Source organism: Paraburkholderia sp. 31.1, assembly GCF_014397645.1.
GTDB lineage: Bacteria > Pseudomonadota > Gammaproteobacteria > Burkholderiales > Burkholderiaceae > Paraburkholderia > Paraburkholderia tuberum.
Window position 1 is genome coordinate 41,326 of record NZ_VZQN01000029.1, and the last position, 22,763, is coordinate 64,088.

The 22,763-nt window shown below is 67.6% G+C and carries 18 protein-coding genes and 2 pseudogenes; 14 read left to right on the plus strand and 6 right to left on the minus strand.

What is annotated here, in order from left to right; all coding sequences use genetic code 11:
- The first annotated feature begins 473 nt into the window (after window positions 1-473).
- Window positions 474-2,609, plus strand: coding sequence for a D-(-)-3-hydroxybutyrate oligomer hydrolase (locus tag F6X37_RS22300; RefSeq protein WP_222944905.1), 2,136 nt, complete (start codon window positions 474-476; stop codon window positions 2,607-2,609).
- A gap of 109 nt (window positions 2,610-2,718) precedes the next feature.
- Here the strand turns inward: F6X37_RS22300 and F6X37_RS22305 are convergent, their stop codons facing one another.
- The 5 genes from F6X37_RS22305 to F6X37_RS22325 form a co-directional block, all read right to left on the minus strand.
- Entirely contained in the window at window positions 2,719-5,586 is a 2,868-nt protein-coding gene (locus tag F6X37_RS22305) for an Hsp70 family protein (protein ID WP_222944906.1), read from the minus strand.
- A 5-nt stretch (window positions 5,587-5,591) separates the two neighbouring features.
- Complete coding sequence (locus F6X37_RS22310; RefSeq protein WP_187612773.1) at window positions 5,592-7,439, minus strand: Hsp70 family protein; 1,848 nt, start codon at window positions 7,437-7,439, stop codon at window positions 5,592-5,594.
- The gene (locus F6X37_RS22315) at window positions 7,436-8,032 is read right to left on the minus strand and encodes a DUF2760 domain-containing protein (RefSeq protein WP_187612774.1); all 597 of its coding nucleotides are present in this window, start codon (window positions 8,030-8,032) and stop codon (window positions 7,436-7,438) included. The genes F6X37_RS22310 and F6X37_RS22315 overlap by 4 nt, the downstream gene beginning before the upstream one ends.
- A gap of 335 nt (window positions 8,033-8,367) precedes the next feature.
- Window positions 8,368-8,964 carry a hypothetical protein gene (locus F6X37_RS22320; RefSeq protein ID WP_187612775.1) on the minus strand — a complete coding sequence of 199 codons (597 nt, stop codon included), beginning with the start codon at window positions 8,962-8,964 and terminating at the stop codon, window positions 8,368-8,370.
- Window positions 8,965-9,190: 226 nt separating this feature from the next.
- Entirely contained in the window at window positions 9,191-10,435 is a 1,245-nt protein-coding gene (locus F6X37_RS22325; RefSeq protein WP_187612776.1) for a tyrosine-type recombinase/integrase, read from the minus strand.
- 545 nt (window positions 10,436-10,980) lie between these two features.
- Between F6X37_RS22325 and katG the strand changes: the two genes are divergently transcribed.
- Window positions 10,981-13,239, plus strand: coding sequence for a catalase/peroxidase HPI (gene katG, locus F6X37_RS22330; RefSeq protein ID WP_187612777.1), 2,259 nt, complete (start codon window positions 10,981-10,983; stop codon window positions 13,237-13,239).
- 136 nt (window positions 13,240-13,375) lie between these two features.
- Here the strand turns inward: katG and F6X37_RS22335 are convergent.
- A pseudogene (locus tag F6X37_RS22335) lies at window positions 13,376-13,501 on the minus strand (alcohol dehydrogenase); the annotation flags it as partial.
- Between F6X37_RS22335 and F6X37_RS38000 the strand changes: the two are divergent.
- From F6X37_RS38000 to F6X37_RS22390, 12 genes and pseudogenes are all read left to right on the plus strand, one after another.
- Window positions 13,490-13,645, plus strand: a pseudogene (locus F6X37_RS38000) (alcohol dehydrogenase); the annotation flags it as partial. The pseudogenes F6X37_RS22335 and F6X37_RS38000 sit on opposite strands and share 12 nt — an antisense overlap.
- A gap of 102 nt (window positions 13,646-13,747) precedes the next feature.
- Complete coding sequence (locus F6X37_RS22340) at window positions 13,748-14,305, plus strand: carboxymuconolactone decarboxylase family protein (RefSeq protein ID WP_187612778.1); 558 nt, start codon at window positions 13,748-13,750, stop codon at window positions 14,303-14,305.
- 37 nt (window positions 14,306-14,342) lie between these two features.
- Complete coding sequence (locus F6X37_RS22345; protein WP_187612779.1) at window positions 14,343-15,218, plus strand: helix-turn-helix domain-containing protein; 876 nt, start codon at window positions 14,343-14,345, stop codon at window positions 15,216-15,218.
- 418 nt (window positions 15,219-15,636) lie between these two features.
- The gene (locus F6X37_RS22350) at window positions 15,637-16,677 is read left to right on the plus strand and encodes a zinc-dependent alcohol dehydrogenase family protein (protein WP_187612780.1); all 1,041 of its coding nucleotides are present in this window, start codon (window positions 15,637-15,639) and stop codon (window positions 16,675-16,677) included.
- Between the two features lie 69 nt (window positions 16,678-16,746).
- Window positions 16,747-18,225, plus strand: coding sequence for a F0F1 ATP synthase subunit beta (atpD, locus tag F6X37_RS22355; protein WP_410451387.1), 1,479 nt, complete (start codon window positions 16,747-16,749; stop codon window positions 18,223-18,225).
- 13 nt (window positions 18,226-18,238) lie between these two features.
- On the plus strand, window positions 18,239-18,670 hold the full coding sequence (locus F6X37_RS22360; protein WP_187612781.1) for a F0F1 ATP synthase subunit epsilon: 432 nt from the start codon (window positions 18,239-18,241) through the stop codon (window positions 18,668-18,670).
- The gene (locus F6X37_RS22365; RefSeq protein ID WP_410451388.1) at window positions 18,667-19,020 is read left to right on the plus strand and encodes an AtpZ/AtpI family protein; all 354 of its coding nucleotides are present in this window, start codon (window positions 18,667-18,669) and stop codon (window positions 19,018-19,020) included. Before F6X37_RS22360 ends, F6X37_RS22365 begins: the two co-directional genes overlap by 4 nt.
- Complete coding sequence (locus tag F6X37_RS22370; protein ID WP_311540827.1) at window positions 19,013-19,306, plus strand: ATP synthase subunit I; 294 nt, start codon at window positions 19,013-19,015, stop codon at window positions 19,304-19,306. Before F6X37_RS22365 ends, F6X37_RS22370 begins: the two co-directional genes overlap by 8 nt.
- On the plus strand, window positions 19,303-20,001 hold the full coding sequence (locus tag F6X37_RS22375) for a F0F1 ATP synthase subunit A (RefSeq protein ID WP_187612782.1): 699 nt from the start codon (window positions 19,303-19,305) through the stop codon (window positions 19,999-20,001). The genes F6X37_RS22370 and F6X37_RS22375 overlap by 4 nt, the downstream gene beginning before the upstream one ends.
- Window positions 19,998-20,243, plus strand: a complete 246-nt coding sequence (locus F6X37_RS22380; protein ID WP_090805166.1) for a F0F1 ATP synthase subunit C — start codon at window positions 19,998-20,000, stop codon at window positions 20,241-20,243. Before F6X37_RS22375 ends, F6X37_RS22380 begins: the two co-directional genes overlap by 4 nt.
- A gap of 8 nt (window positions 20,244-20,251) precedes the next feature.
- Window positions 20,252-21,010 (plus strand): F0F1 ATP synthase subunit delta, encoded by a 759-nt coding sequence (locus tag F6X37_RS22385; protein ID WP_187612783.1) that lies wholly within the window; start codon window positions 20,252-20,254, stop codon window positions 21,008-21,010.
- A complete protein-coding gene (locus tag F6X37_RS22390; protein WP_187612784.1) occupies window positions 20,994-22,562 on the plus strand; it encodes a F0F1 ATP synthase subunit alpha in 1,569 nt (522 codons plus the stop codon). Before F6X37_RS22385 ends, F6X37_RS22390 begins: the two co-directional genes overlap by 17 nt.
- The last annotated feature ends 201 nt before the right edge of the window (window positions 22,563-22,763 follow it).

The window sequence follows — 22,763 nt, forward strand, 5'->3', positions numbered from 1 at the left end:
GATTATCGAGGCGCGCGCGCGAATAAACGCCGTCGGGCGGTTGTGGAACAGTGGGAGTCGCGGGACTGATTCAAGGCGGAGGTTTTGGAACGCACTCCAAACAATTCGGCATTGCATCTGCTTCACTGCTCGAAGCGGAGGTCGTTACGGCGGACGGTGCGCTCAGGGTTGTCAACGCCCGAAGAGCGCACGGAGTTTTCTTCGTTCGCCACGGTGTCGGCTCCGAAGACTGGAGCGACGACGGGTTCACCCGCATGGCCGATTCCGACTAGCCGGCCGGCTGTTTCGCCCGAATCCTGATGCTCGTTATGTAAGGGTATGACCGTGTATTGACTCCACAGAGAGGTCAATGCACGCTAGCGATGCATCGGTATCCGAAGCATCTCGTTCTGGCGAACCAGATGGAGCGGGGTCGGCAACAAGTTGGGTACCGCTGCCAATACAACGTCGTATAAATGACGGAGACAGAACAGATGACAACACCGAAAAAAATCCCGGCGGCCATGCGCAACCCTTGGAGGCTCGGTACCGCGTTGACCGTGATGGCGTCCGCAATCGTGCTGGCGGGCTGTGGCAGCGGCAACGACGGGCTGCAACCGCCGCCGAGCAACGTGCTGCCTGGCTTCATCAAAAGCGCGGTGACGACGAAATCTTATGACGGCAACAGCGACGATCTGCTGACCGCGGGCCTCGGCAAGACCGGCCTCGCATCGGCGACGGCGCCGGCCATCGCGAATGCGGCGCAACCTACGGCCGCCGAATTGCGGCGTCTCGCGATCTGGTCGAACTATCGGGCGCTCGTCGACATGACGGCGAACGGCGGCTATGGACGCTTCTGGGGCCCCAACGTCGACCTGAACGGCAACGACACGCTCGGCGAAGGCAAGATCGCGGGCAAGGAATACCTCGCCTATGCCGATGACGGCAGCGGCGCGCAGAACGTTAGCCTGCTCGTGCAGATTCCCGCGAGCTTCAATCCGGACCAACCGTGCATCGTCACCGCGACGTCGTCCGGTTCGCGCGGCGTGTACGGCGCGATTTCGGCAGCCGGCGAGTGGGGCCTGAAGCGCGGCTGCGCGGTGGCCTACACCGACAAGGGCAGCGGCAACGGTGCGCACGAGCTGTCGACGAATCGCGTGACGCTGATCGACGGCACGTTGCAGGATGCGACCGCCGCGGGCACGGCGAGCCTCTTCACCGCGAAGCTCGGCAGCAGCACGCTGGCGGCGTTCAACGCGCAGTTCCCGAACCGCTATGCGTTCAAGCATGCGCACTCGCAACAGAACCCCGAGCAGGACTGGGGCAAGAACACGTTGCAGGCGATCCAGTTTGCGTATTGGGCGCTCAACGATTCGTACGGCGCGTTGAATGGCTCGACGCGCACGGTGCGCTATGCGAGCGGCAGCATCACGACGATCGCCGCGTCGGTCAGCAACGGCGGCGGCGCGTCGCTCGCGGCGGCCGAGCAGGACACGTCGGGTCTCATCACGGCAGTGGTGGTCGGCGAGCCGCAGATCAATCTGCGGCTTGCGCCGCAGGTATCGGTCGCGCAGGGCGGCGTGCCGGTCGGCGCGTTCGGCAAACCGCTCGCCGATTACATGACGCTCGCGAACCTGCTGCAGCCGTGCGCCGCGCTCGCGCCCGCCGCGACCGGCGCGCCGTATCTGAGCGCGCTGCCGAGCGCGACCACCACCGCGCTGCGCACCGCGCTGCGCACCGCGCGTTGCGCGTCGCTCGCGGCGGCCGGCGTGATCGCGGGAACGGATACGGTGACGCAGGCCACCAACGCGCTCGCGCTGCTGCATCAGAACGGCTATCAGACCGACTCGGACCTGCTGCAAGCGCCGATGTGGGACTCGCAGGCGGTGCCGGCCGTCGCCGTGACCTATGCGAATGCGTATGCGCGCGCAAGTGTCGCCGACAACCTGTGCGACTTCAGCTTCGGCACCACCAGCGCGGCTGGCGCAGCCGGCGTGACGCCGGCGGTGTCGCCGATGCTGACGGTGTTCGGCAACGGCAACGGCGTGCCGCCGACCAATGGCATCAACCTCGTCTACAACGCGGGCGCCTCCGGCGCGCTCGATCATCGGCTCGCGACCGCCGATGCGAGCTACGCGGGCGCCGCATGCCTGCGCGCGCGGTGGACAAGCGGTTCGTTGAATGCCAGCGTCGATGCAATTCGCGTGAATGCGAATCTGCATGGCAAGCCGACCATCATCGTGCAAGGACGCGCGGATGCGCTGGTGCCGATCAATCACGCGTCGCGGCCGTATCTCGGATTGAACCAGGTGGTCGAGGGCAGCGCGAGCAAGCTGGCGCTGTACGAAGTCACGAACGCTCAGCACTTTGACGCGTTCCTCGGCGTCGCCGGTTTTGATACGCGTTTCGTGCCGTTGCATTACTACAATCTTCAGGCGCTCAACCTGATGTGGGCTCATCTGAAGAACGGCACGCCGTTGCCGCCGTCGCAGGTGATCCACACGATACCGCGCGGCGGCGTGCCCGGAGCCGCACCGGCGCTGACCACGGCCAACCTGCCGGCGATCGCGGCGAGCCCGGGTGTCAATGCGATTTCCGCAACGAATGGCGCCGTGAACGTGCCGAATTGAGCGGCGCGTGCTGAAGCAATGCGCGCACACGGGTATCCGCCTGGGTGCGCGTTGCTGGGCATCTGGACGCCGCACGAGCGGTACTGAGCTTCGCGCCGCGCAACACGCTTTAGCCGCCGATCAGCTTCAACCCGACCGGCAGCGATTCGCCGAACACGCGACCTTCGTCGGCGTTATCGAGCGCGACGACTTCGCTGACCATCGTGACCCAGGCGCGCGGCGCGCTCGCCGCTTCGAGGCGTCGCACGACGCTCGCGCGCAGCGCGTCGGGCAGATCGCGCGAGCGGTCGCCGGTCATGCGGGCGATCTGGACGGCCGCGAACGCGGCGGGGTCGACCTTCTTCCAGTCGAGCGCGAGGATCGCGTCGAGCCATTGCGCGGCGACCTCGGGCGGCACGACGCTATGCGCGCTGCCGTAAAACGGCTGGCGTGCGCCGATCCGTCCGACCGCCCACCAGCTTTGATGGTTTTCCGCTGGCTTTTTCAGGCGAGCAAGCACCGCCTCGCCGAGTTCGATCTTGCGTTCGGCCGGAATCCGTTCGAGCGATGCGCACAGGCGCACCATATCGGCGAAGCCGGTCTTCGCGACATCGAACGGCAGCTTGTGACGCGATTGCGCGGCCTTCTGCAGATAGTCCATCGCGTCGAGCACGCGCAACTGAGCATCTTCGCCGAGGCCACCGGCCGCGCGGCGCCACAGCGTCCACCATTCCGACCATACCTGGCTGTCGCTCACGTACTGGATGCCATCGTCGAACAGCGTCCACAGTTGCTCGACGCGCCATTCGTCGAGCGGATAACCGAAGCCGGGCCGCACGCAATAGCCGGCCAGATTCAGCCACAGCCGTTCGTGATCGGCCGAGCGGCGGCGGCGGCGCGCGCGCTCCCACAGCGCGCCGAACAGCTCGCGCAGCAACGCGCTGTTCCAGCTGTCGCGCGGGCCGAGCAGATGTTCGAGCTGCGCGCGCAGTCGTTTGATCTCCTTCGGGTCGACGTTTTGCGCGCGGGCGCCGAAGCAACGGTCGATCAGTTCGATCGCGCGATCGAGCGCCGGGTGGCGTTGCGGTGCGCCCTCGGCGGATAGATCCACTTGCGCGTCGGCGTGGCGCAGCTGGAATTCGAGCAGCCAGCGTTGCGACGGCTCGTCGAGCTCGATGCAATGGACGTCGAGCGTGCCGACCTCGGTCAGCGACGTCGCGATGCGCACGGCGGTTTCGCGAGCGCGATGGCCGTCGCGTGGCTGGACGATCGTCGCGATCGGCGGCAGACGCACGAAGTCGCCGCCCGCGAGGTCGACCAGTTCGCCGGGCTGATACGCGGTGTCCGCGCTCGACGACACCAGGTGAAAGCGCACCGGATGCCCGAGCCGCAGCGCGAACGTGCGCTCCGCGATCAGAATCTCGTGACCTTCCTCGGTGCCGCGCGGCAGCAGGCAGATGCCGCGTTGCGCCGGCGCCGCGTCCGGCTCGGCGTTGTCTTTGCCGGCCGGCGTTTCGTCGAGCACCAGAAAATAGCTGCGCGGCGAACCGCCGCCGATTTTCGGCGCGAAGCCCGCGCGCGCGAGCGTATAGGCGACCGCGCCGCGCGCGACCGCGACGTCGGGGTTGTCGTTGTGTAGCACGTTGAGCGGCGCGCCGCGCCACCCGCCGAGCGTGTCGGCCAGACGCCGCGACAGCGCGTCGGCGCGGAACACGCCGCCGTTGAGCAGCAGCGTGTCGGGAACGGGCAGGGCGGCTGTGCCGGATGCGTCCGGCGTGCTGGAATCCGCGCCCAGGGCCTTGCGCGACGGCGCGGCGAAACGTTCGAGAAATGCCGCGATATGCCGCGTGACCGCCGCATCGGTCGCGTACGGCAGGCCGAATTCGACGATCGCGCCGCGCGGCCGGCCCGGACGCTCATCGGCGGCCACCCGCGGCAAGAAACCATCGACGATGATCTTCTCGACCTCGTCGCGCGTGACCTGCGTCGTGCGCGCGCCGCCGATCAGCTTCGAGCCCGCGCCGAGCAAGGTGACCGGCGCCGACTCGGGCGCCTGCGCGCCGAGCAATTGCTCCTTCGCGACGCGGCATCGCTCGACCAGCTGCGACAGGCTCGCCGCCGATAGCCGTTGCGGCGCCTGCGCACCGCCGCCGGCACCACCCAACAGCCGCGCCTCGACCAGATGCGCGAGCGCGAGGTCCATGTTGTCGCCGCCGAGCATCAGATGATTGCCGACACCGACGCGCGTCAGGCGCGGCTCGCCGTCGTCGGACAGGCCGACTTCGATCAGCGTCAGATCGGTGGTGCCGCCGCCGACGTCGCAGATCAGCACGAGCCGGGTGTCCGCCAACTCGTCGGCAAGCGTGTCGCGATGCCGGAACAGCCAGTCGTAGAACGCGGCCTGCGGCTCTTCGAGCAGCCGCAGCGACGGCAGCCCCGCGAGCCGCGCCGCTTCGACGGTCAACGCGCGCGCGCCTTCGTCGAACGATGCGGGCACCGTCAGCACGACGTCCTGCTGTTCGAGCGGCGCCTTCGGGAAGTGCTGGTCCCATGCGGCGCGCACGTGCGCGAGGTAGCTCGCGCTCGCGTCGAGCGGCGAAATCTTGCGGACGTCGTCGGGCGCGCCCCACGGCAGGATCGGCGCGACGCGATCGACCGACGCGTGCGACAGCCAGCTTTTCGCGCTCGCGACGAGCCGCCCCGGCACCTGCGCGCCGAGCAGCCGCGCGAGCCGGCCGACCACGACCGGCTGCGTCGCGTCCTTGCCGTGGCCCGACGCCGCACGCGCACCGGACCACGGCAACTGCAGATCGGCCGCGCTCAGTTCGCCGTCGGCCGCCTGATAGCGCACCGACGGCAACAGCGGCCGCGCGGCGACTTCGCCGGGGCTCACGAGTTGCTCGATCTCGAACACACGAATCTGCTGCGATCCGGCTTGCGCGTACGCGAGCACCGTGTTGCTGGTGCCCAGATCGATGCCGACGCTGTACCGCTTCATGTCAATCACGCATTCGCGTTGCCGCGCACGTCGAATTCGACTTTCCAGCGCTCGTCGGAGCCGCGCGGGATCGCTTCGAGTTCGAGCGTGCCCGCTTCGGTCACGCGCGCGTGCAGCTTCACCGGCACGACTTCGCCAGCGGTGCGGCCGGCCGCCGGCAGCGTCGCCTGGATTTCCTCGAGTTCCTGCAACTCCTCGGGGCCCCAGTAATCGAGCAGCGTGCCGACCTGATCCTGACGACGCACCGACGAGCCGAAGAAGCGGAAATGCACGGGCTCGCCGACGACCAGCCCGAACTCCTGCGCGGGCAGCTCGGCGTCGGTGCCTTCTTCCATGCCGAACGGCGCGACGCACAGCGCCTGCACCGGCGGCTCGAGCCCGGGCACGGCCGGCATCGCCGATTCGATCGCGATGTAGTACGCGCGCGCGGTGCCGCCGCGAATCCGCACGCCGCGGCCGCGCCGCACGTAGCCGTAGTAGGCCGCGCCGCGCGCGACCGCCAGATCGAGGTCCGCGCCTTCGAGCAGACGGGCTGGCGCCGCGCCTTCGGTCGCGAGCCAGCCGTTCAGCGTGCCCATGATCCGTTCGACCAGCAGCGCCGACTTGAACACGCCGCCGTTGAACAGCACCGCGGTCGGATGCAGGAAGCTCGCGTTGGGCGCGACATGCTCGCGCAGCCCTTCGAGTTCCGCCAGCGCGCCGACCTGACGCCCGAGGAACGCCGCCAGATGCCGCGTGATGCCCGCGTCCTGCGCATACGGCAGGCCGAGCTGCGTCAGACCGACCCGCGCGCGGCTCACCGGACGCGCGGCGCTGTCGATCTGCGGGAAGAAGCCGTCGAGGATGGTCTGTGTCAGTTCGGCGCGCGTCAGCTCGGTGCGGATCGAGCCGCCGATCAGCTTCGAGCCGCGGCTCGGCACGACGAGCGGCACGGTGTCGGTGGCGGGGTCGCTGAGCAGCGTTTCCTTCGCCGCGCGGCACGCGTAGGTGAGCGCGCGCAGTTGCCACGCGTCGGCCTGGGTACCCTGCGCGGCGAGCTTGCGCGCGACCACGTGCGCGAGCGCGAGGTCCATGTTGTCGCCGCCGAGCAGGATGTGATCGCCGACCGCGACGCGATGCAGTTCGAGATTGCCGTCGCGCTCGATCACCGCGATCAGCGACAGGTCGGTCGTGCCGCCGCCGACGTCGACGACGAGGATGATGTCGCCGATCTTGACCTGCTTGCGCCACTGGCCGCCGCTCTTCTGGATCCAGCTATAGAGCGCCGCCTGCGGCTCTTCGAGCAGCGTCATGCGCGTGAAGCCGGCGGCCTCGGCGGCCTCCGCCGTCAGCTCGCGCGCCGCGGGGTCGAACGACGCCGGGATCGTCACGGTGACGTCCTGCTCGCCGAACGGCGCATCCGGATTCGCGTGGTCCCAAGCTTCGCGCAGGTGCGTCAGGTAGCGCACCGAGCTTTCCAGCGGCGACACGCGCGTGACTTCGGGCGGCGCATCGTTCGGCAGAATGCCCGCGCGCCGGTCGACGCCCGGATGGCACAGCCAGCTTTTCGCGCTCGACACGAGCCGGATCGGGGTGCCGGCGCCGCGGCTGCGCGCGAATTCGCCGACCGCGAATTCGCGCTGGCCGGTCCACGGCAGGTAGAGGTCGCCGGAGGCCAGTTCGTCGGGATGCGGCAGGTACAGGAACGAGGGCAGCAGCGGCAGATTATCGATTGCGCCGGGGCCCGTGAGCTGGGCGATCGACAGCACGTCCTGGGTGGTTTTCTCGCCGTCGCTCGCGTGCGTGTCCACGTAGGACAACGCGCAGTGCGTGGTGCCGAGATCGATGCCGATCGAATAGCGTGCGTCGCTCATAGCTCCACCTCCGCCGGTGCGATGACTTTTGCGTTATGACCGTCCGCCAGCTTCGGCAGACGCACATCCTCGACGCGCCAGCCGCGATGGCTGATGCTGCCGTTGAACGGCGCACTGCCGACCACGTTGCCGGTCAAACGGACCGAGCTCGCGTCGAAGCCTGCGGGCAGCGTCACGCGGCTGCCTTCGGCTTCGTCGCGCACCGGGCGGATCGTGAAGTGCTCGCGCAGCGTCGCGCGGCAGCCTTCGTGCACGAGGCGCGCGGCCGCGCCGATGTCGGCGTCGCTATAGGCCTTGATGTCTTCCTCGACGAAATCGATGAAGCGCGCGTCGCGTTGCAGCAGACCGAGCAGTTGCAGCGCGGCGTCGGGGGAGGCCTCCTTCAGCACAGGCGCGGGTTGCGGCTTCGGTTGCGGGGCGGCGGGGGCCGGGGTTGGCGTGGCGGCGGGGGCGGCTGCCGGGGCCGCGCCGATCTTTTCGCCGTTGCGCAGGCGCAGGACGTCGGCGGCGAAGTCGCCATTGCCGAGAATGCTGAAAAACGTCCCGACGGCCAGCGAAATGCGGCCGAGGAAGGATGGATTCGAATCGCTCATAAAGGCTCCTGATCTGCTCTGTTGGGGACGAGCGGTCCTCGCCGCGCCGCGTGCGCCGGGCAGCGAAGCTGACGGGCCGGGCGGGGCTGTGATGTTGCGGGTCGGCGCGCGGCCCGGGGGCGACGATGCAACCGCCGGGCCCGAGAACGGTTTGGGGACGCTTCGCGACCGGGTCGGCCGCGCGTGCGGCGCGCGCAAAACCCGTATTTTGCCTTGCGGCGCGCCCGACGCGGGCAAAGCCGGCAATTCTAGCGGGCAATGGGGTGGGATTGGCGGGGAGTTGGGGGAAGCGGGCGATGCAGGAAGGCGCTTTGGCAGCGCGCCTATCAGCGACGTTACGACTTCTTCGGATCCTTCGACACCCGCTTTGCCGATGGTGCGGGCGCGGGCCTGACCGGCCCGGCGACGTGCATGTCGGCGCGGCGCGGTTGTCCGTGCGCGGCCGTCGCGGGCGCAGACCTGACCGGTCCGGCGGCGTGCCTGTCGGCTCGCGGCGGCTGTCCGTGCGCGGCCATCGCCGGCGCGGGGCCGCCCGGGTGCCCGAGCGGCGGATGCGCGCCGCCCGGATGCTCGCCGCCGCCCGGATGCTCCGGCAGATGACCGTCATGGCTCGCCATCACACGATGCAGTTCCTCACGGCGATGGAAAACCTCGGCGCGATGATCGCCATGAGAATAGAACTGGCGATGCCGGACGCCGTCCCGGCCGACGACCCAGATATACGTATCGCCGCCGACGAGCACCACATCGCGATCGACCACATTGGCGACGTACACATCGGTCGGCAACGGCTGATACGCGGTCACGCTCACTTCGTTGACCCGGTTCGGGGCGCTGACGAGCCGGCCTTGCCCACTGGTCACGCAGCCCGCGAGAAAGGTAGCGCACGCAGCCGACGCCAACAGCGCGTTGGTGATGGTTTTCAAGTTCATTCCCCGGTTTGTATTGGTTATTTGTCGAGCGACGCCCGTTTAACGGTCGGCGTTTTGCATTCTTGAGATATGAATCGACGAACAGGGAAACGAGCGGGGAAACAAGCGGGTAAACGCGCAGGCGCAAACGCATGCCCGGCGCGCATCGCCTGATGAATTGATCCAACTGGGAAATAGAAAGAAATGACGCAAAAATTCCGGCGCGTTTCACCCGCCCGATCCGCGCCTAATTGCCGCCCGCATTGCCGTCTTCAGACTTCGCGTCGTCCCAGTTCATCCGGTGTCGATTAACGGTCTCGGTATGCCGCGCGTCGTCCTCGGTGTGGAGGTAAAGACTGGTCGTATTCAGCGAAACGTGGCCGAGGTTGTCGCGGATCGTGCGCAGATCGACGCCGCCGTCCGCCTGATGCGAACCGGCCGTATGCCGCAGCCAGTGCGCCGACGCGCGCTCGAGCTCGTCGGCGCGATCGGCGAATTCGGGACCGCGCGCACGCAGCCACATGGCCGCGCCCGCGAAGATGCGCTTGATCGCGTCGTGAATCGCCGAGCGCGACAGGCAGCGGTTGCGGCCCTTGAACGGCAGCACGAGCGGCGTTTCCTCGGCGCGGGTCGGCAGGGCGGCGAGGCCATTGAGCGTGCGGTAGCCGCGCAGCTCCTGAACCAGTTCGGCCGACACCGGCACGATCCGCTCCTTGTCGCCCTTGCCGAGCGTCTCGAGCCACCACTGGTCCTGACCATCGGCGCCGAGCCTTCTGAAGAACTGGCCCATCTGCCCGCCGGCCACCTCGGAAATGCGCATGCCCTGCAAATAGAACAGCGTGGTCAGCCAGCGGCAACGCGCGTAGTACGCGCGTTGCGCATCGGTATCTTGCGGCAGCTGCTCGACGAACAGCTTCACTTCGTCCCACAGCGAGGTCGACAGATAGCGCGTCACGCGCGGCGCCGAGCGCTTCGCGCGTTGTCGCAGGAGCGCCATCGGATTGCCGCGCAGATAGCCGGCATTGACGAACCACGTGAACATCGCGTTCAGGATGATCAGCGCCTGGCGCTGGCTGGCCGGCGACAGCGGCCCGTTGAACGGCCGCCAGCGTGCGTCGCCGCGCGCGTACTTGCCGCCGTTCGCCGACACCCAGCGCGCGGCCGGCTGCGGATCGGCGATGAACGCCTTGAACAGCAGCAGATCCTCGTGCGTCAGCGACGACAGCGGCTTGCCGAGCTGCACGACGGCCCACAGCAGCAGCCGCTCCGCTTCCTTGCGGTAGTTGTCGAAGGTGGTCTTGGTGTCCGCGTAATTGGACAGCCAGGCGCGCACGGCGTCGAGGTCGTTGCGCGCCGATAGCTGCGAGTTTTCCGCCGCGCCGCGATTGGTGCCGTCGCGGCCATCGAGCAGTTCCGGCACGACGAGCGATTCGACGGGCTGGACGGTGGCGAGCTCAGCGTTCGGGGCAGCTTTCGGCACGGCTTTGGACACGGTTCGGGACACTCCTCGGGCGCACGCCGGTTGGCGTCATTCTGCTCCGTTCAGGTGCTCTCAGAAGCGCTTGCCTGAAAAGAAAGCAGTGCCCACTCTGTTGCGGACGAAACGCGAAACCCTATCACACAGTCGGCTGCGCCTGGCGCAAAACAGCCGGGTGCGCTCAAGCTTCGACGCGGTGACGATCGATCGGCATATAGTGATGCAGGGCGGCGCTCGTTTTGCGCCCGCTATAGTCGCCGTCTATTAGTGGCATTGCCGTATTCGAATTCTATTGAACTTTGTCCTCGCCTATATTCGAATAGGGGTGGAGCGCCGACCGGAGTCAGCCGTTACGGACATCGGCTGCGTTGCCCTCGACCCTGGATTTCATGAGTGCACTGCCGAGCCATTCGGCTGACTGTCGGGTTTCGGGTCGTCAAATTGCCACGCAAGCCTGACACGATGACAAACGCATAACAAGTACCTTGCATGGGATTGGAGAAAGTACCCAGGCACCGACTCCGATCGACAACGGAGACATCCTCCAAAGGAGAGAACGCATGTCAAACGAAGCAAAGTGCCCGTTCATCCATACCGCCGGCGGCGGGACGACCAATCGGGACTGGTGGCCGAAGCAATTGCGCCTCGACCTGCTCAACCAGCATTCGAACCGCTCCAATCCGCTAGACAAAGACTTCAACTATGCCGAGGCATTCAAGAGCCTCGACTACGCCGCGGTCAAGAAAGACCTCGCCGAGCTGATGACCGATTCGCAGCCCTGGTGGCCCGCGGATTTCGGCCACTACGGCCCGCTGTTTATCCGTATGGCATGGCATGCCGCCGGCACGTACCGCATCGGCGACGGCCGCGGCGGCGCGGGGCGCGGCCAGCAGCGTTTCGCGCCGCTCAATAGCTGGCCGGACAACGTGAGCCTCGACAAGGCTCGCCGGCTGCTATGGCCGATCAAGCAGAAATACGGCCAGAAAATTTCGTGGGCCGACCTGCTGATCCTGACCGGCAACGTCGCGCTCGAAACGATGGGCTTCAAGACTTTTGGTTTCGGCGGCGGCCGCGAGGATACGTGGGAACCGGATCAGGACGTCTACTGGGGCAATGAAAAAACCTGGCTCGGCGGCGACGTGCGCTACGGCAAGGGAGCGGCCGGCAGGGAAGACGACGAAGGCGTGCTGGTCGCCGACGAGGAGCTGCACGGCACCGAAAAGAGCCGTACCGATCCGCCCGGCCGCAACCTCGAAAACCCGCTCGGCGCGGTGCAGATGGGCCTGATCTACGTGAATCCGGAAGGCCCGGACGGCAATCCCGATCCGCTCGCCGCGGCAGTCGACATCCGCGAAACGTTCGGCCGCATGGCGATGAACGACGAGGAAACGGTCGCGCTGATCGCCGGCGGCCACACGTTCGGCAAGACGCACGGCGCGGCGCCGGCCGATAACGTCGGTCCGGAACCGGAAAGTGCCGGTCTCGAGGCCCAGGGGCTCGGCTGGCGCAACAGCTTCGGCACCGGCAGGGGCGGCGACACGATCACGAGCGGTATCGAAGTCACGTGGACCGCGACGCCGACGCAGTGGGACATGAGCTACTTCCAGAGCCTGTTCGGCCACGAGTGGGAGCTGACGAAGAGCCCGGCGGGTGCGAACCAGTGGGTCGCGAAGGACGCGCAGGCCACGTATCCGCACGCGCACGACCCATCGAAGAAAGTGCTGCCGACGATGCTGACGACCGACCTGTCGCTGCGCCTCGACCCGATCTACGAAAAGATCTCGCGGCGCTTCATGGCCAACCCCGACGAGTTCGCCGACGCGTTCGCGCGCGCGTGGTTCAAGCTGACGCACCGCGACATGGGTCCGCGCGCCCGCTATCTTGGCCCGGAAGTGCCGTCGGAGCAACTGCTGTGGCAGGACCCGATTCCGGCCGTCGATCACCCGCTCGTCGACGACAAGGACGTCGCGGCGCTGAAGCAGAAGATCCTCGCGTCGGGGCTGTCGGTGTCGCAGTTGGTCACGACCGCGTGGGCCTCGGCCTCGACGTTCCGCGGCTCGGACAAGCGCGGCGGCGCCAACGGCGCGCGCATCCGGCTCTCACCGCAGAAGGACTGGGCCGTCAACCAGCCCGCTGAGCTCGCGAAGGTGCTGAAGGTGCTCGAAGGCATCCAGAGCGAGTTCAACGGTGCGCAGTCCGGCGGCAAGAAGATTTCGCTTGCCGACCTGATCGTGCTGGCAGGTGGCGCCGGTATCGAGCAGGCCGCGAAGAACGCCGGGCAGCAGGTAACGGTGCCGTTCTCGCCGGGTCGCATGGATGCGTCGCAGGAGCAGACCGACGTCCAGGCGATCGCGGTGCTGGAGCCGGTCCACGACGGCTTCCGCAACTATCTGGGCGGCAAGTTCCCGGTGGCGGCGGAGAAGCTGCTGATCGACAAGGCGCAACTGCTGACGTTGACGGCGCCCGAGATGACGGTGCTGATCGGCGGCCTGCGCGTGCTGAAGGTGGGCGCTGGCAGCGAAGGTGTGCTGACGAGCAAGCCGGAAACGCTGTCCAACGACTTCTTCCGTAACCTGCTCGACATGGGTACGGAATGGACGCCGGTGTCGGAGGCCGCGGAAACGTTCGAAGGTGCCGACACGAAGAGCGGCGAGGTCAAGTGGACCGGTACGCGCGTCGATCTGGTGTTCGGCTCGAACTCGGTGCTGCGCGCCTTGGGCGAGGTCTACGCGAGCGAGGACGGCAAGGAGAAATTCGTGCGCGACTTCGTTGCCGCGTGGGTCAAGGTGATGAATCTGGATCGTTTCGATCTGGCTTGATCCAGCCAGTGCCGGCGAGTGGTTCTTTGCCACGTCGACGCAGTTTTTGACGGTGGATTTGCGAAGTCATCGAGCGCGCTTGCCGGGATGCCGGCAAGCGCGCTTTTTCTTCGCCTCGTCACTGCTTCTGCGCCGGCGGATACTCTTCGATCATCGGCTTGACACCGGTGAGCGCGCTGAACGCGAGCGTGTCCTGCGAATCGGCCGAGGTGCCGGAGGGCCAGCCTTGCACCGAGTTGCGTCCCATGTTGAACTCGCCGAGAAGCTGCAGGCACTGGGCGGCGCGAAGCTGATACTGGCCACGGTGACGAGCGGCAAGGCGATGACCGCGACGCTCGGCGGTCTCGGCCTGAACGGCAAGCTCGTGATGGTCGGCGTTTTCGAAGAGCCGATCGAAGTGCCGATCGTGCATGGCGATGACATCCGATGTAATTGGCGAGCCGCGCGGCTGCCTCTACTCTTCGACTACCGCGCCGTCGCTCCGATGGCGCAAAGTCAAGGAGATACCATGTCCAGCTATCCCGTTCACACGATCGAGTCCGCTCCCGAGCAATCGAAACCCGTGCTCCGCAAACTGCAACAGGCGTTCGGCCTGATTCCGAACATCGCGGCCAAGATGGCGGCTTCACCGGTGCTGATCAACGGCTTCATCGGCCTGTTCGAGCGCGTGCATGCGAGCAGTCTGACCGAACCGGAGATCCAGACGCTGCTGCTCACCAACGCCGTGACGAACGCGAGCGAATGGGCGGTTGCGTTTCATACCGCGCTCGGCTTGAACGCGGGCCTGCGTCGCGCCGATGTCGAGGCGATCCGCCACGGCGGCGTGCCCGACGACACGAGGCTCGCGGCGCTGTCGACGCTCGCGCGCACGCTGATCGAAAAACGCGGCCGCCTCGACGATGAGGACCGGCAACGCTTCCTCGCGGCAGGTTTCAGCGCGGAGCAGATTCTCGAGGTGGTTGCGGCGGTCGCCGCGTCGACGATCACGAACTACACCGGCAGCGTGACCGAGCCGCCGCTCGAAGCGCAGTTCGCCGAATTCGCGTGGCACGCGCCCGCGCGCTGAAGCGATCCCGTTCAGGCATCAACAGGAGGGCAACACCATGAACGTCACGAGTCACGATCCGAAAGTGCAGCCGGGCGATCTCGGCGGTCTGTTGCGCTATTGGCGTGACGTGCGTGGCGTGAGTCAGCTCGATCTGTCGCTCGAGGCCGGCATCTCGCAGCGGCAGATCAGCTTCATCGAAAGCGGGCGCAGCGTGCCGGGCCGCGACACGCTGCTGACGCTCGCGCAGACCCTCGACGTGCCGCTGCGCGAGCGCAACGCGCTGCTGCTTGCCGCGGGTTATGCACCGATTTATTCGGAAGCACCGTGGAATGCGCAGGAAATGCACGGCGTGGTTCGCGCGCTCGAACGGGTCGTGCGTCAGCATGAGCCGTTTCCGGCGCTCGTGATGGACCGCGACTGGGACGTGCTGATGACCAACGACGCGGCCCCGCGCTTCTTCAACTGCTTCATCGACATGACCGCGCGCGAAGGCCCGCGCAACATGCTGCATCTGATCTTCGATCCACATGGCATGCGTCCGTTCGTCGCCGATTGGCAGGAGGTCGCGCGAAGTCTGCTGCAACGCGTGTATCGCGAGTCGGTCGGTCATGTAATCGGCGCCAACACGAAGCGTCTACTCGATGAACTGCTTGCGTATCCCGACGTGCCGCGCGACTGGAAGACGCATCATGGCTCGTCCGCGACACCCGCGACGCTGCCGATGGTTCCGCTCGGCTTCATCAGCGAAGGCGTGGTGCTGCGCTATTTCTCGATGGTCACGACCGTGGGCACACCGCAAAACGTGGCCGCGCAGGAGTTGCGCATCGAATGCATGTTCCCCGCCGACGACGCCACCGAAGCACGTCATCAGCAGCTGCTCGCGGCGCATGCGTCCCCGCAACCTCCAATATCGGCAAACCGTATGCCGTGATATAGCGATGTCTTCGATTTTTGGGCGATCATCCGAGCCGATCAGGTCGAGCAATCCGACGCCACTCTGGTTCCGCCGCGCGCCCAGTTCGCGCGCAGCCATCATCTCCGACTTCGGCGACGTGACCGAGGTGCTCGCGCGTGCAGCTTCTTCGCGGCCGATGTGCAGGCAGGCGCGGGCTCCTTTCCCGGCCTCTATCTGCAAGAACTCGAGAAAATGGCCGACATCGACGCGTCGGCGTTGTTTTCGTAGTGCTTGACCCAGATCAAGCCGCCCGCCACGCTGGGGCACACGATGCAAGCGCGTGACACATTACGTTCCCGCCGGCGCTAGCCGACGCATGACACGACCAGGTTCAGGCGCGAACACGTTTGCCGCCACGCATCGTGTTTCATTCCGGCCATAGGAGAAGTCCGTCATGAAAGCACTCGTTTATCACGGTCCCGGCAAAAAGTCGCTCGATGAACGGCCAATACCCGAACTCACGGCGCCCACCGATGCAATCGTCAAAGTCGCCCGCACGACGATCTGCGGCACCGATCTGCACATTCTCAAAGGCGACGTGCCGACCTGCGAACCGGGCCGCATTCTCGGCCACGAAGGCGTCGGTGTCGTGCATCAGGTCGGCGAGGCGGTGAGCGGGCTCGCCGCCGGCGATCACGTGCTGATCTCGTGCATCACCTCGTGCGGCCGCTGCGACTACTGCCGGCGCGGCATGTATTCGCATTGCACGACGGGCGGCTGGATTCTCGGTAACCGGATCGACGGCACGCAGGCCGAATATGTGCGCATTCCGCATGCGCAGAGCAGTCTGTACCGCATTCCGGCTGGCCTCGACGAAGAGGCGCTCGTGATGCTGTCCGACATTCTGCCGACCGGCTTCGAGTGCGGCGTGCTCAACGGCAAGGTTCAGCGGGGCTGCACCGTGGCGATCGTCGGCGCCGGGCCGATCGGTCTCGCTGCGCTGTTGACCGCGCAGTTCTACTCGCCGGCGCAGATCATCGTGATCGATCCCGACGCGAACCGGCTCGAGGTCGCGCACCGCTTCGGCGCGACCGCTTGCATCGACAACGCGCGTGCCGATGCGGTCGCGCAAGTGCTGAAGCTGACCGAATCGGTAGGCGCCGACTGCGTGATCGAGGCGGTCGGCATTGCGCCGACGTTCGAGCTTTGCCAGCAGCTGGTCGCGCCGGGTGGAACGATCGCGAACATCGGCGTGCACGGCGTCAAGTGCGATCTGCATCTGGAAAAACTGTGGGATCGCAACATCGCGATCACGACGCGACTCGTCGATACCGTCAGTACACCGATGCTGATGAAGACAGTCAAGGCGGGGCGGATCGATCCCACGCGTCTGATCACGCATCGCTTCCGGCTCGACGATATTCTTTCGGCTTACGAAACGTTCTCCCGCGCGTCGAGCACGCGCGCGCTGAAGGTGTTGATCGAAGCGTCATAGACGGTCCCGATTTGATGCTGGACGTTTCGTCAGCGTGAAGGGGTTTGCAACTGATCGTTGGAGCGCCACGTGCCAATTGCAGAGAGCGCAGCCCGTCAAAACACCGCGCCGCCTACGACTACGGTCGCCGCAAGCGGGCGCGTGAGCACCGTGCGCGGCGCGGTCGTCGATGTCCAGTTCGACACGCACGAACTGCCGCCAGTCGATACCGCGCTGTGGATCACGCGGCCGGACGGGACCTCGATCCTCGCGGAAGCGCAGGCGCACACCAGCGAGCGCACGGTGCGCGCGCTGGCGTTGCAGGCCACCGCGGGCCTCGCGCGCGGCGCCGTCGTGCGGGTCGGCGCGGGCCCCATCGAGGTGCCGGTCGGCGACGCGGTGCTCGGCAGACTGCTCGACGTCGCCGGTGTGATGCGCGACGGCGGCGAGCCCGCGCCCGAGACCGTGGAACGCAGGCCGATCCATCGCGCCCCGCCGCCGCTCGCGGCGCAGCGCGGCGCCACGCGGCTGTTCGAGACCGGCATCAAGTTCGTCGACCTGCTGACGCCGCTCGCGCATGGCGGCAAGGCCGCGATGTTCGGCGGCGCGGGCGTCGGCAAGACGGTGCTCGTGATGGAGCTGATTCACGCGATGGCCGCGCGCTACGGCGGCATGTCGGTGTTCGCCGGCGTCGGCGAGCGTTCCCGCGAGGGGCACGAAATGCTGTCGGACATGCGCGACTCGGGCGTGTTGCCGCGCGCCGTGCTCGTCTACGGACAGATGAACGAACCGCCTGGCGCGCGCTGGCGGGTACCGCTCACCGCGCTGACGATCGCCGAGTACTTTCGCGACGAGCGCGGCCAGAACGTGCTGCTGCTGATGGACAACGTGTTTCGCTTCGTGCAGGCGGGGGCGGAAGTATCGGGGCTGCTCGGGCGCATGCCGTCGCGGGTCGGCTATCAGCCGACGCTCGCGAGCGAGGTAGCAGCGTTGCAGGAGCGGATCGTGTCGGTGGGCAACGCTGCGGTCACGGCGATCGAGGCCGTCTACGTACCCGCCGACGACTTCACCGACCCCGCCGTGACGACGATCGCCTCGCACGTCGACAGCATGATCGTGCTGTCGCGCGCGCTCGCCGCCGAGGGCATGTATCCGGCGATCGATCCGCTCGCGTCGTCGTCGATCCTGCTCGATCCGCTTGTCGTCGGCGCGGAGCACGCGGCGCTCGCCAACGAGGTGCGACGCCTACTCGAACATCAGCGTGAGCTGCAGGACGTGATCGCGTTGCTCGGTATCGAGGAACTCGGCATCGACGACCGGCGCGCCGTGCAGCGCGCGCGCCGTCTGCAGCGCTTTCTGACGCAGCCGTTCGCGGTCACCGAGGCGTTCTCCGGACAGCCCGGCAGAACGGTCGCGCTCGCCGGGACGATCGTCGGCTGCAAGGCGATTCTCGCCGGGGAGTGCGACGACTGGCAGGAGCGATCGCTGTACATGGTCGGCGCGCTGGACGAGGCGCGCGACAACGAAGCCCGCGGCAGGTCGGCGGCCGCGAGCGCCGTCGCGGCGTGACGAGGAGTGTGCGATGCCCCAGCATGGCCTGTCTCTGACGATCGCGACACCGGCGCGCGTCATGGTCGATGGCTTGCCGGTCGTGTCGTTGCGCGCCGAGGATGAAAGCGGAGCTTTTGGCGTGCGCGTGGGGCATGCGGACATGGTCACGCTGTTGAGCGCATCGGTGGTGCGCTGGCGCACGGCGGATGGCGGCGAGCATTACTGTGCCGTCGATGGTGGCGTGCTGATCGTGTCGCACGGCACGGCCGTCTCGCTTGCGTGCCGCGAAGCGGTGCAGGGCGACTCGCTCGAAGCGCTCGAGGCGGACGTGCGCCGCGCGCGTGCCGCGCAGCTCGACGCGATGCGGCGCGCGCGCGTGGAGCAGACGCGTCTGCACGCGCAGGCCGTGCGCCAGATGCTGCGCTATCTGCGCCCGCAAGCCACACGTGGAGAACCGGGATGACGATGCGGCCTGCTGCCGGCAAGGCAAACGGGAAAACGGATGGCCAACGCGACGAACCTGGCGAACCCGCTGATCGCGTCGCGCAAGCCGCGCAGCGCGCGGCGAGCCGCGAGCGGACCGGGCGCGCGAATCCGGAGCCGTCGCTGGGCGCACGACTCGGGCAGATCGGCATTCTCGGCTGGACGATCGTGCTGCCGATCCTGCTTTGCCTCGCGCTCGGGCGCTGGCTCGATCGCATCGCCGGTACGCGGGTGTTTTTTGCGGCGCCGCTTCTGATGATCGGCGCGGGCATCGGACTATGGTCCGCATGGCGCTGGATGCATCGACAGCAAAGGAGAGGTCGTGATTGACGCCACCACGTTTCATTTCACCGACACGCTCGCGCTTGCCGCCACGGGAATGGCGGTCGGCTTGCTGAGCGGTGCGCTGCACTTCGCGACGCTGCGCTGGAACGTCGCGTACTTCGCGCGAGGACGCGTGCTGCGCGCCTTCGCGCTGCAACTGGCGCGGCTCGCGCTGACGGCCGCCTTATTCGTCCTGCTGGCGAAAGCGGGCGCGTTCGCGTTGCTCGGCGGCATCGGCGGTTTCCTGTGGGCGCGCGGTGTGGCGCTCGGCATGCGGCGAGCGACGTCGTGATTCATTCGCCGCTCGTCACCGAGCCGCTCGTACGCCTCGGTCCGCTCGTGATCACCACGCCCGTGGTCGTCACGTGGGTGATCATGGCGGTCATGACGGTCGTCTCGCTGTGGCTCACGCGCAAGCTGTCCATCATGCCGTCGCGCACGCAGACCGCGCTCGAACTGCTGGTCGGCACGCTCGACGCGCAAATCCGCGACACGATGCAGACCGAGCCCGCGCCGTATCGCGCGCTGATCGGCACGTTGTTCCTGTTCGTGCTGATCGCGAACTGGTCGTCGCTGATTCCGGGCGTCGAGCCGCCCACCGCGCACCTGGAAACGGATGCCTCGCTCGCGCTCGTCGTGCTCGCCGCGACGCTCGTGTGCGGCGTGCGCTCGCGCGGCTGGCGCGGCTATCTCGCGACGTTCGCCGAACCGGCCTGGGTGATGATTCCGCTGAACGTCGTCGAGCAGATCACGCGCACGTTTTCGCTGGTGGTGCGCCTGTTCGGCAACGTGATGAGCGGCGTCTTCGTGGTCGGCATCGTGCTGTCGCTGGCCGGGCTGCTCGTGCCGATTCCGTTGATGGCGCTCGATCTGCTGACCGGCGCGGTGCAGGCCTACATTTTCGCGGTGCTCGCGATGGTATTCATCGGCGCCGCCGTCGGCGAGTCGCGCGCCGCCGTTCACGACAATCAGAAAGGACCGGCATGAACCTCATCGAAATCGTCAGCATCGCCGCCGCCGCGCTCGCCGTGGCGTTCGGCGCGATCGGGCCCGCGCTCGCCGAGGGCCGCGCGGTCGCCGCCGCGATGGACGCGATCGCGCGTCAGCCCGATGCGGCGGGCACGCTGTCGCGCACGCTGTTCGTCGGGCTCGCGATGATCGAGACGATGGCGATCTATTGCCTCGTGGTCGCGCTGCTGTTGCTGTTCGCCAATCCGTTCGTCAAGTAGGGCATGCGATGAAAATCGACTGGTCGACGCTCGCGCTGCAGACGCTCAACGCGCTGATTCTGGTCTGGCTGCTCGCGCGCTTCCTGTTCCGTCCGGTCGCGAAGATCATCGCGGAGCGACAGGCGAGCGCGAATGCGCTGACCGGCGACGCGAACGCCGCGAAGCTCGCGGCGCAGGCCGAACGCGAGGCGCTGCGGGCCGAAGGAGAGCAACTCGCCGCGCAGCGCGCGCAGGCGTTCGCGACGATCGAGGCCGACGCGCGCACACAGCACGCGGCGCTGCTCGACGCCGCGCACGACGAGGCCGAGCGGCTGCGCGCCCAGGCGGCCGCGGACCGGCAGCGCGAGCGCGCGGCCCAGGCCGAAGCCGCGTCGGCGGCGGCCGCGCAGCTCGCCGTCGACATCGCGGGCAAGCTGCTCGACCAGTTGCTCGACCGCTCGCCCGAGGACCTGCGCGTTGCCGGGTTCATCGACGGACTCGCGGACGGCGTGCGCCGGCTGTCGCCCGGCGCGCGCGCCGCGCTTGCCGGGGACGTGCCGCTGCATGTTAGCGCGCCGCGCGCGTTGACGCCGGACGAGCGCGCCGCGTGCGAAACGGCGCTCGCGGCCGCCTTCGCACAGCGCCTCGAGTTCGATACCGACATCGACCGCACGCTGCTCGCGGGGCTCGAACTGTCGGGCGCGCACGCCGTGGTGCGCAATAGCTGGCGCGATCAGCTCGACCAGATTCACGGTGAACTGCTTCGCGACGATGGCCACGCGCGCTGACACCGCCGACGCGTGGCTCGCGCGCAAACGCGCCGCGCTCGCGCGCGTCGCGCTCGAACCGCGGGCGGCGAGCATCGGCCGCGTCGAACAGATCGCCGATGGCATCGCGTTCGTGTCGGGTCTGCCCGACGCCGCGCTCGACGAGGTCGTCGAACTCGAATGCGGCGTGCGCGGCTTCATTCATTCGCTCGACGTGGCGAGCGCGAGCGTCGTGCTGCTCGATAGCGGCGACGCGGTGCGGGCCGGCATGCGCGTCGTGGGGACCGGCAGCGTGCTCGACGTGCCGGTCGGCGACGCGCTGCTCGGCCGCGTCGTCGATCCGCTCGGTCGGCCGCTCGATGACGGCGAGGCACTCGGTGCCGTCACGCGTTTGCCTGTCGAGCGCGCGGCGCCCGCGATCATCGAGCGGGACTTCGTCAGCGAGCCGCTGCAGACGGGCGTGCTCGTCGTCGACGCGCTGTTCGCGATCGGGCGAGGGCAGCGCGAACTGATCATCGGCGATCGCGCGACGGGCAAGACCTCGCTCGCCGTCGAGGCGATCGTCAATCAGAAGCACAGCGACGTGATCTGCGTGTATGTCGCCGTCGGGCAGCGCGCGACGGCGGTACAGCGGGTGATCGACGCCGTGCGCGAGCATGGCGCGTTCGAGCGCTGCATCTTCGTCGTCGCCTCGGCGGCCGCGCCGCCCGGACTGCAATGGATCGCGCCGTTCGCGGGTGTGTCGATCGCCGAGTTCTTTCGCGATCGCGGCCAGCACGCGTTGATCGTGATCGACGACCTGACCAAGCACGCGGCGACGCATCGCGAACTCGCGCTGCTCACGCGCGAGCCGCCCGGACGCGAGGCGTATCCCGGTGATATTTTCTATCTGCACGCGAGACTGTTGGAACGCGCGGCGAAACTGTCGCCCGCGCTCGGCGGCGGTTCGCTGACCGCGCTGCCGATCGCCGAGACCGACGCCGGCAATCTGTCGGCCTACATTCCGACCAACCTGATCTCGATCACGGACGGACAGATCGTGCTCGACGCCGCGCTGTTCGCCGCGAACCAGCGGCCCGCCGTGGATGTCGGCCTGAGCGTGAGCCGGGTCGGCGGCAAGGCGCAGCATGCGGCGCTGCGCGACGTCGCGGGCCGCTTGCGGCTCGACTACGCGCAGTTTCTCGAACTGGAGATGTTCAGCCGCTTCGGCGGTCTCGCGGACGCACGCGTCAACGCGCAGATCGAGCGGGGCAAGCGGATTCGCGCGCTGCTCACGCAGCCGCGTTTCAACGCGTTGCGCGTCGCCGATCAGATCGCGCTGCTCGCGGCGCTCGCCGCTGGCGTGTTCGACGGCGTCGCGCAGGAGGTGACGACGTGGGTGCGCGACAAGCTCAGCTCGGTGGACGACGCGCACACTGACGCGGCCCCCGCGGCTTGGCTGCGCAACGCGCTCGACGACACGCTGCGCGACAGTCTGAGCGGGCGCATTCGCGCGCTCGTCGAACGGGCGACGCACGAACGCGCGGGCGCGACGCAAGCGGCAGGGAACCCCGATGACCAGCAAGCTCGGTGAGAACGAAAGCCGTACCGCTTAGGCGAGGCAGATCGAAACGGTGATCGGCATCATGCTGGGACGTGTGCGTGCCACAAGTGGTATCCGTCCCGGGGACGTGGCAAAGCCAAGGGGCATGGGATGGCGCCCCGTTGCACGATCGAGCGCGAACTGCGCGCCTGAATGAGCACGGCCAGACGACAAAACCCGCCGCGCATGCCG

Coding starts and splice junctions, on each gene's coding strand:
- F6X37_RS22310 (WP_187612773.1), bottom strand. CDS start 7,439: ATGAGCGACGCACGCTATTCGATCGGCATCGATCTCGGCACCACGCAC.
- F6X37_RS22340 (WP_187612778.1), top strand. CDS start 13,748: ATGTCCAGCTATCCCGTTCACACGATCGAGTCCGCTCCCGAGCAATCG.
- F6X37_RS22300 (WP_222944905.1), top strand. CDS start 474: ATGACAACACCGAAAAAAATCCCGGCGGCCATGCGCAACCCTTGGAGG.
- F6X37_RS22320 (WP_187612775.1), bottom strand. CDS start 8,964: ATGAACTTGAAAACCATCACCAACGCGCTGTTGGCGTCGGCTGCGTGC.
- F6X37_RS22365 (WP_410451388.1), top strand. CDS start 18,667: ATGACGATGCGGCCTGCTGCCGGCAAGGCAAACGGGAAAACGGATGGC.
- F6X37_RS22315 (WP_187612774.1), bottom strand. CDS start 8,032: ATGAGCGATTCGAATCCATCCTTCCTCGGCCGCATTTCGCTGGCCGTC.
- F6X37_RS22305 (WP_222944906.1), bottom strand. CDS start 5,586: ATGAAGCGGTACAGCGTCGGCATCGATCTGGGCACCAGCAACACGGTG.
- F6X37_RS22345 (WP_187612779.1), top strand. CDS start 14,343: ATGAACGTCACGAGTCACGATCCGAAAGTGCAGCCGGGCGATCTCGGC.
- F6X37_RS22385 (WP_187612783.1), top strand. CDS start 20,252: ATGAAAATCGACTGGTCGACGCTCGCGCTGCAGACGCTCAACGCGCTG.
- katG (WP_187612777.1), top strand. CDS start 10,981: ATGTCAAACGAAGCAAAGTGCCCGTTCATCCATACCGCCGGCGGCGGG.
- F6X37_RS22360 (WP_187612781.1), top strand. CDS start 18,239: ATGCCCCAGCATGGCCTGTCTCTGACGATCGCGACACCGGCGCGCGTC.
- F6X37_RS22350 (WP_187612780.1), top strand. CDS start 15,637: ATGAAAGCACTCGTTTATCACGGTCCCGGCAAAAAGTCGCTCGATGAA.
- F6X37_RS22380 (WP_090805166.1), top strand. CDS start 19,998: ATGAACCTCATCGAAATCGTCAGCATCGCCGCCGCCGCGCTCGCCGTG.
- F6X37_RS22390 (WP_187612784.1), top strand. CDS start 20,994: ATGGCCACGCGCGCTGACACCGCCGACGCGTGGCTCGCGCGCAAACGC.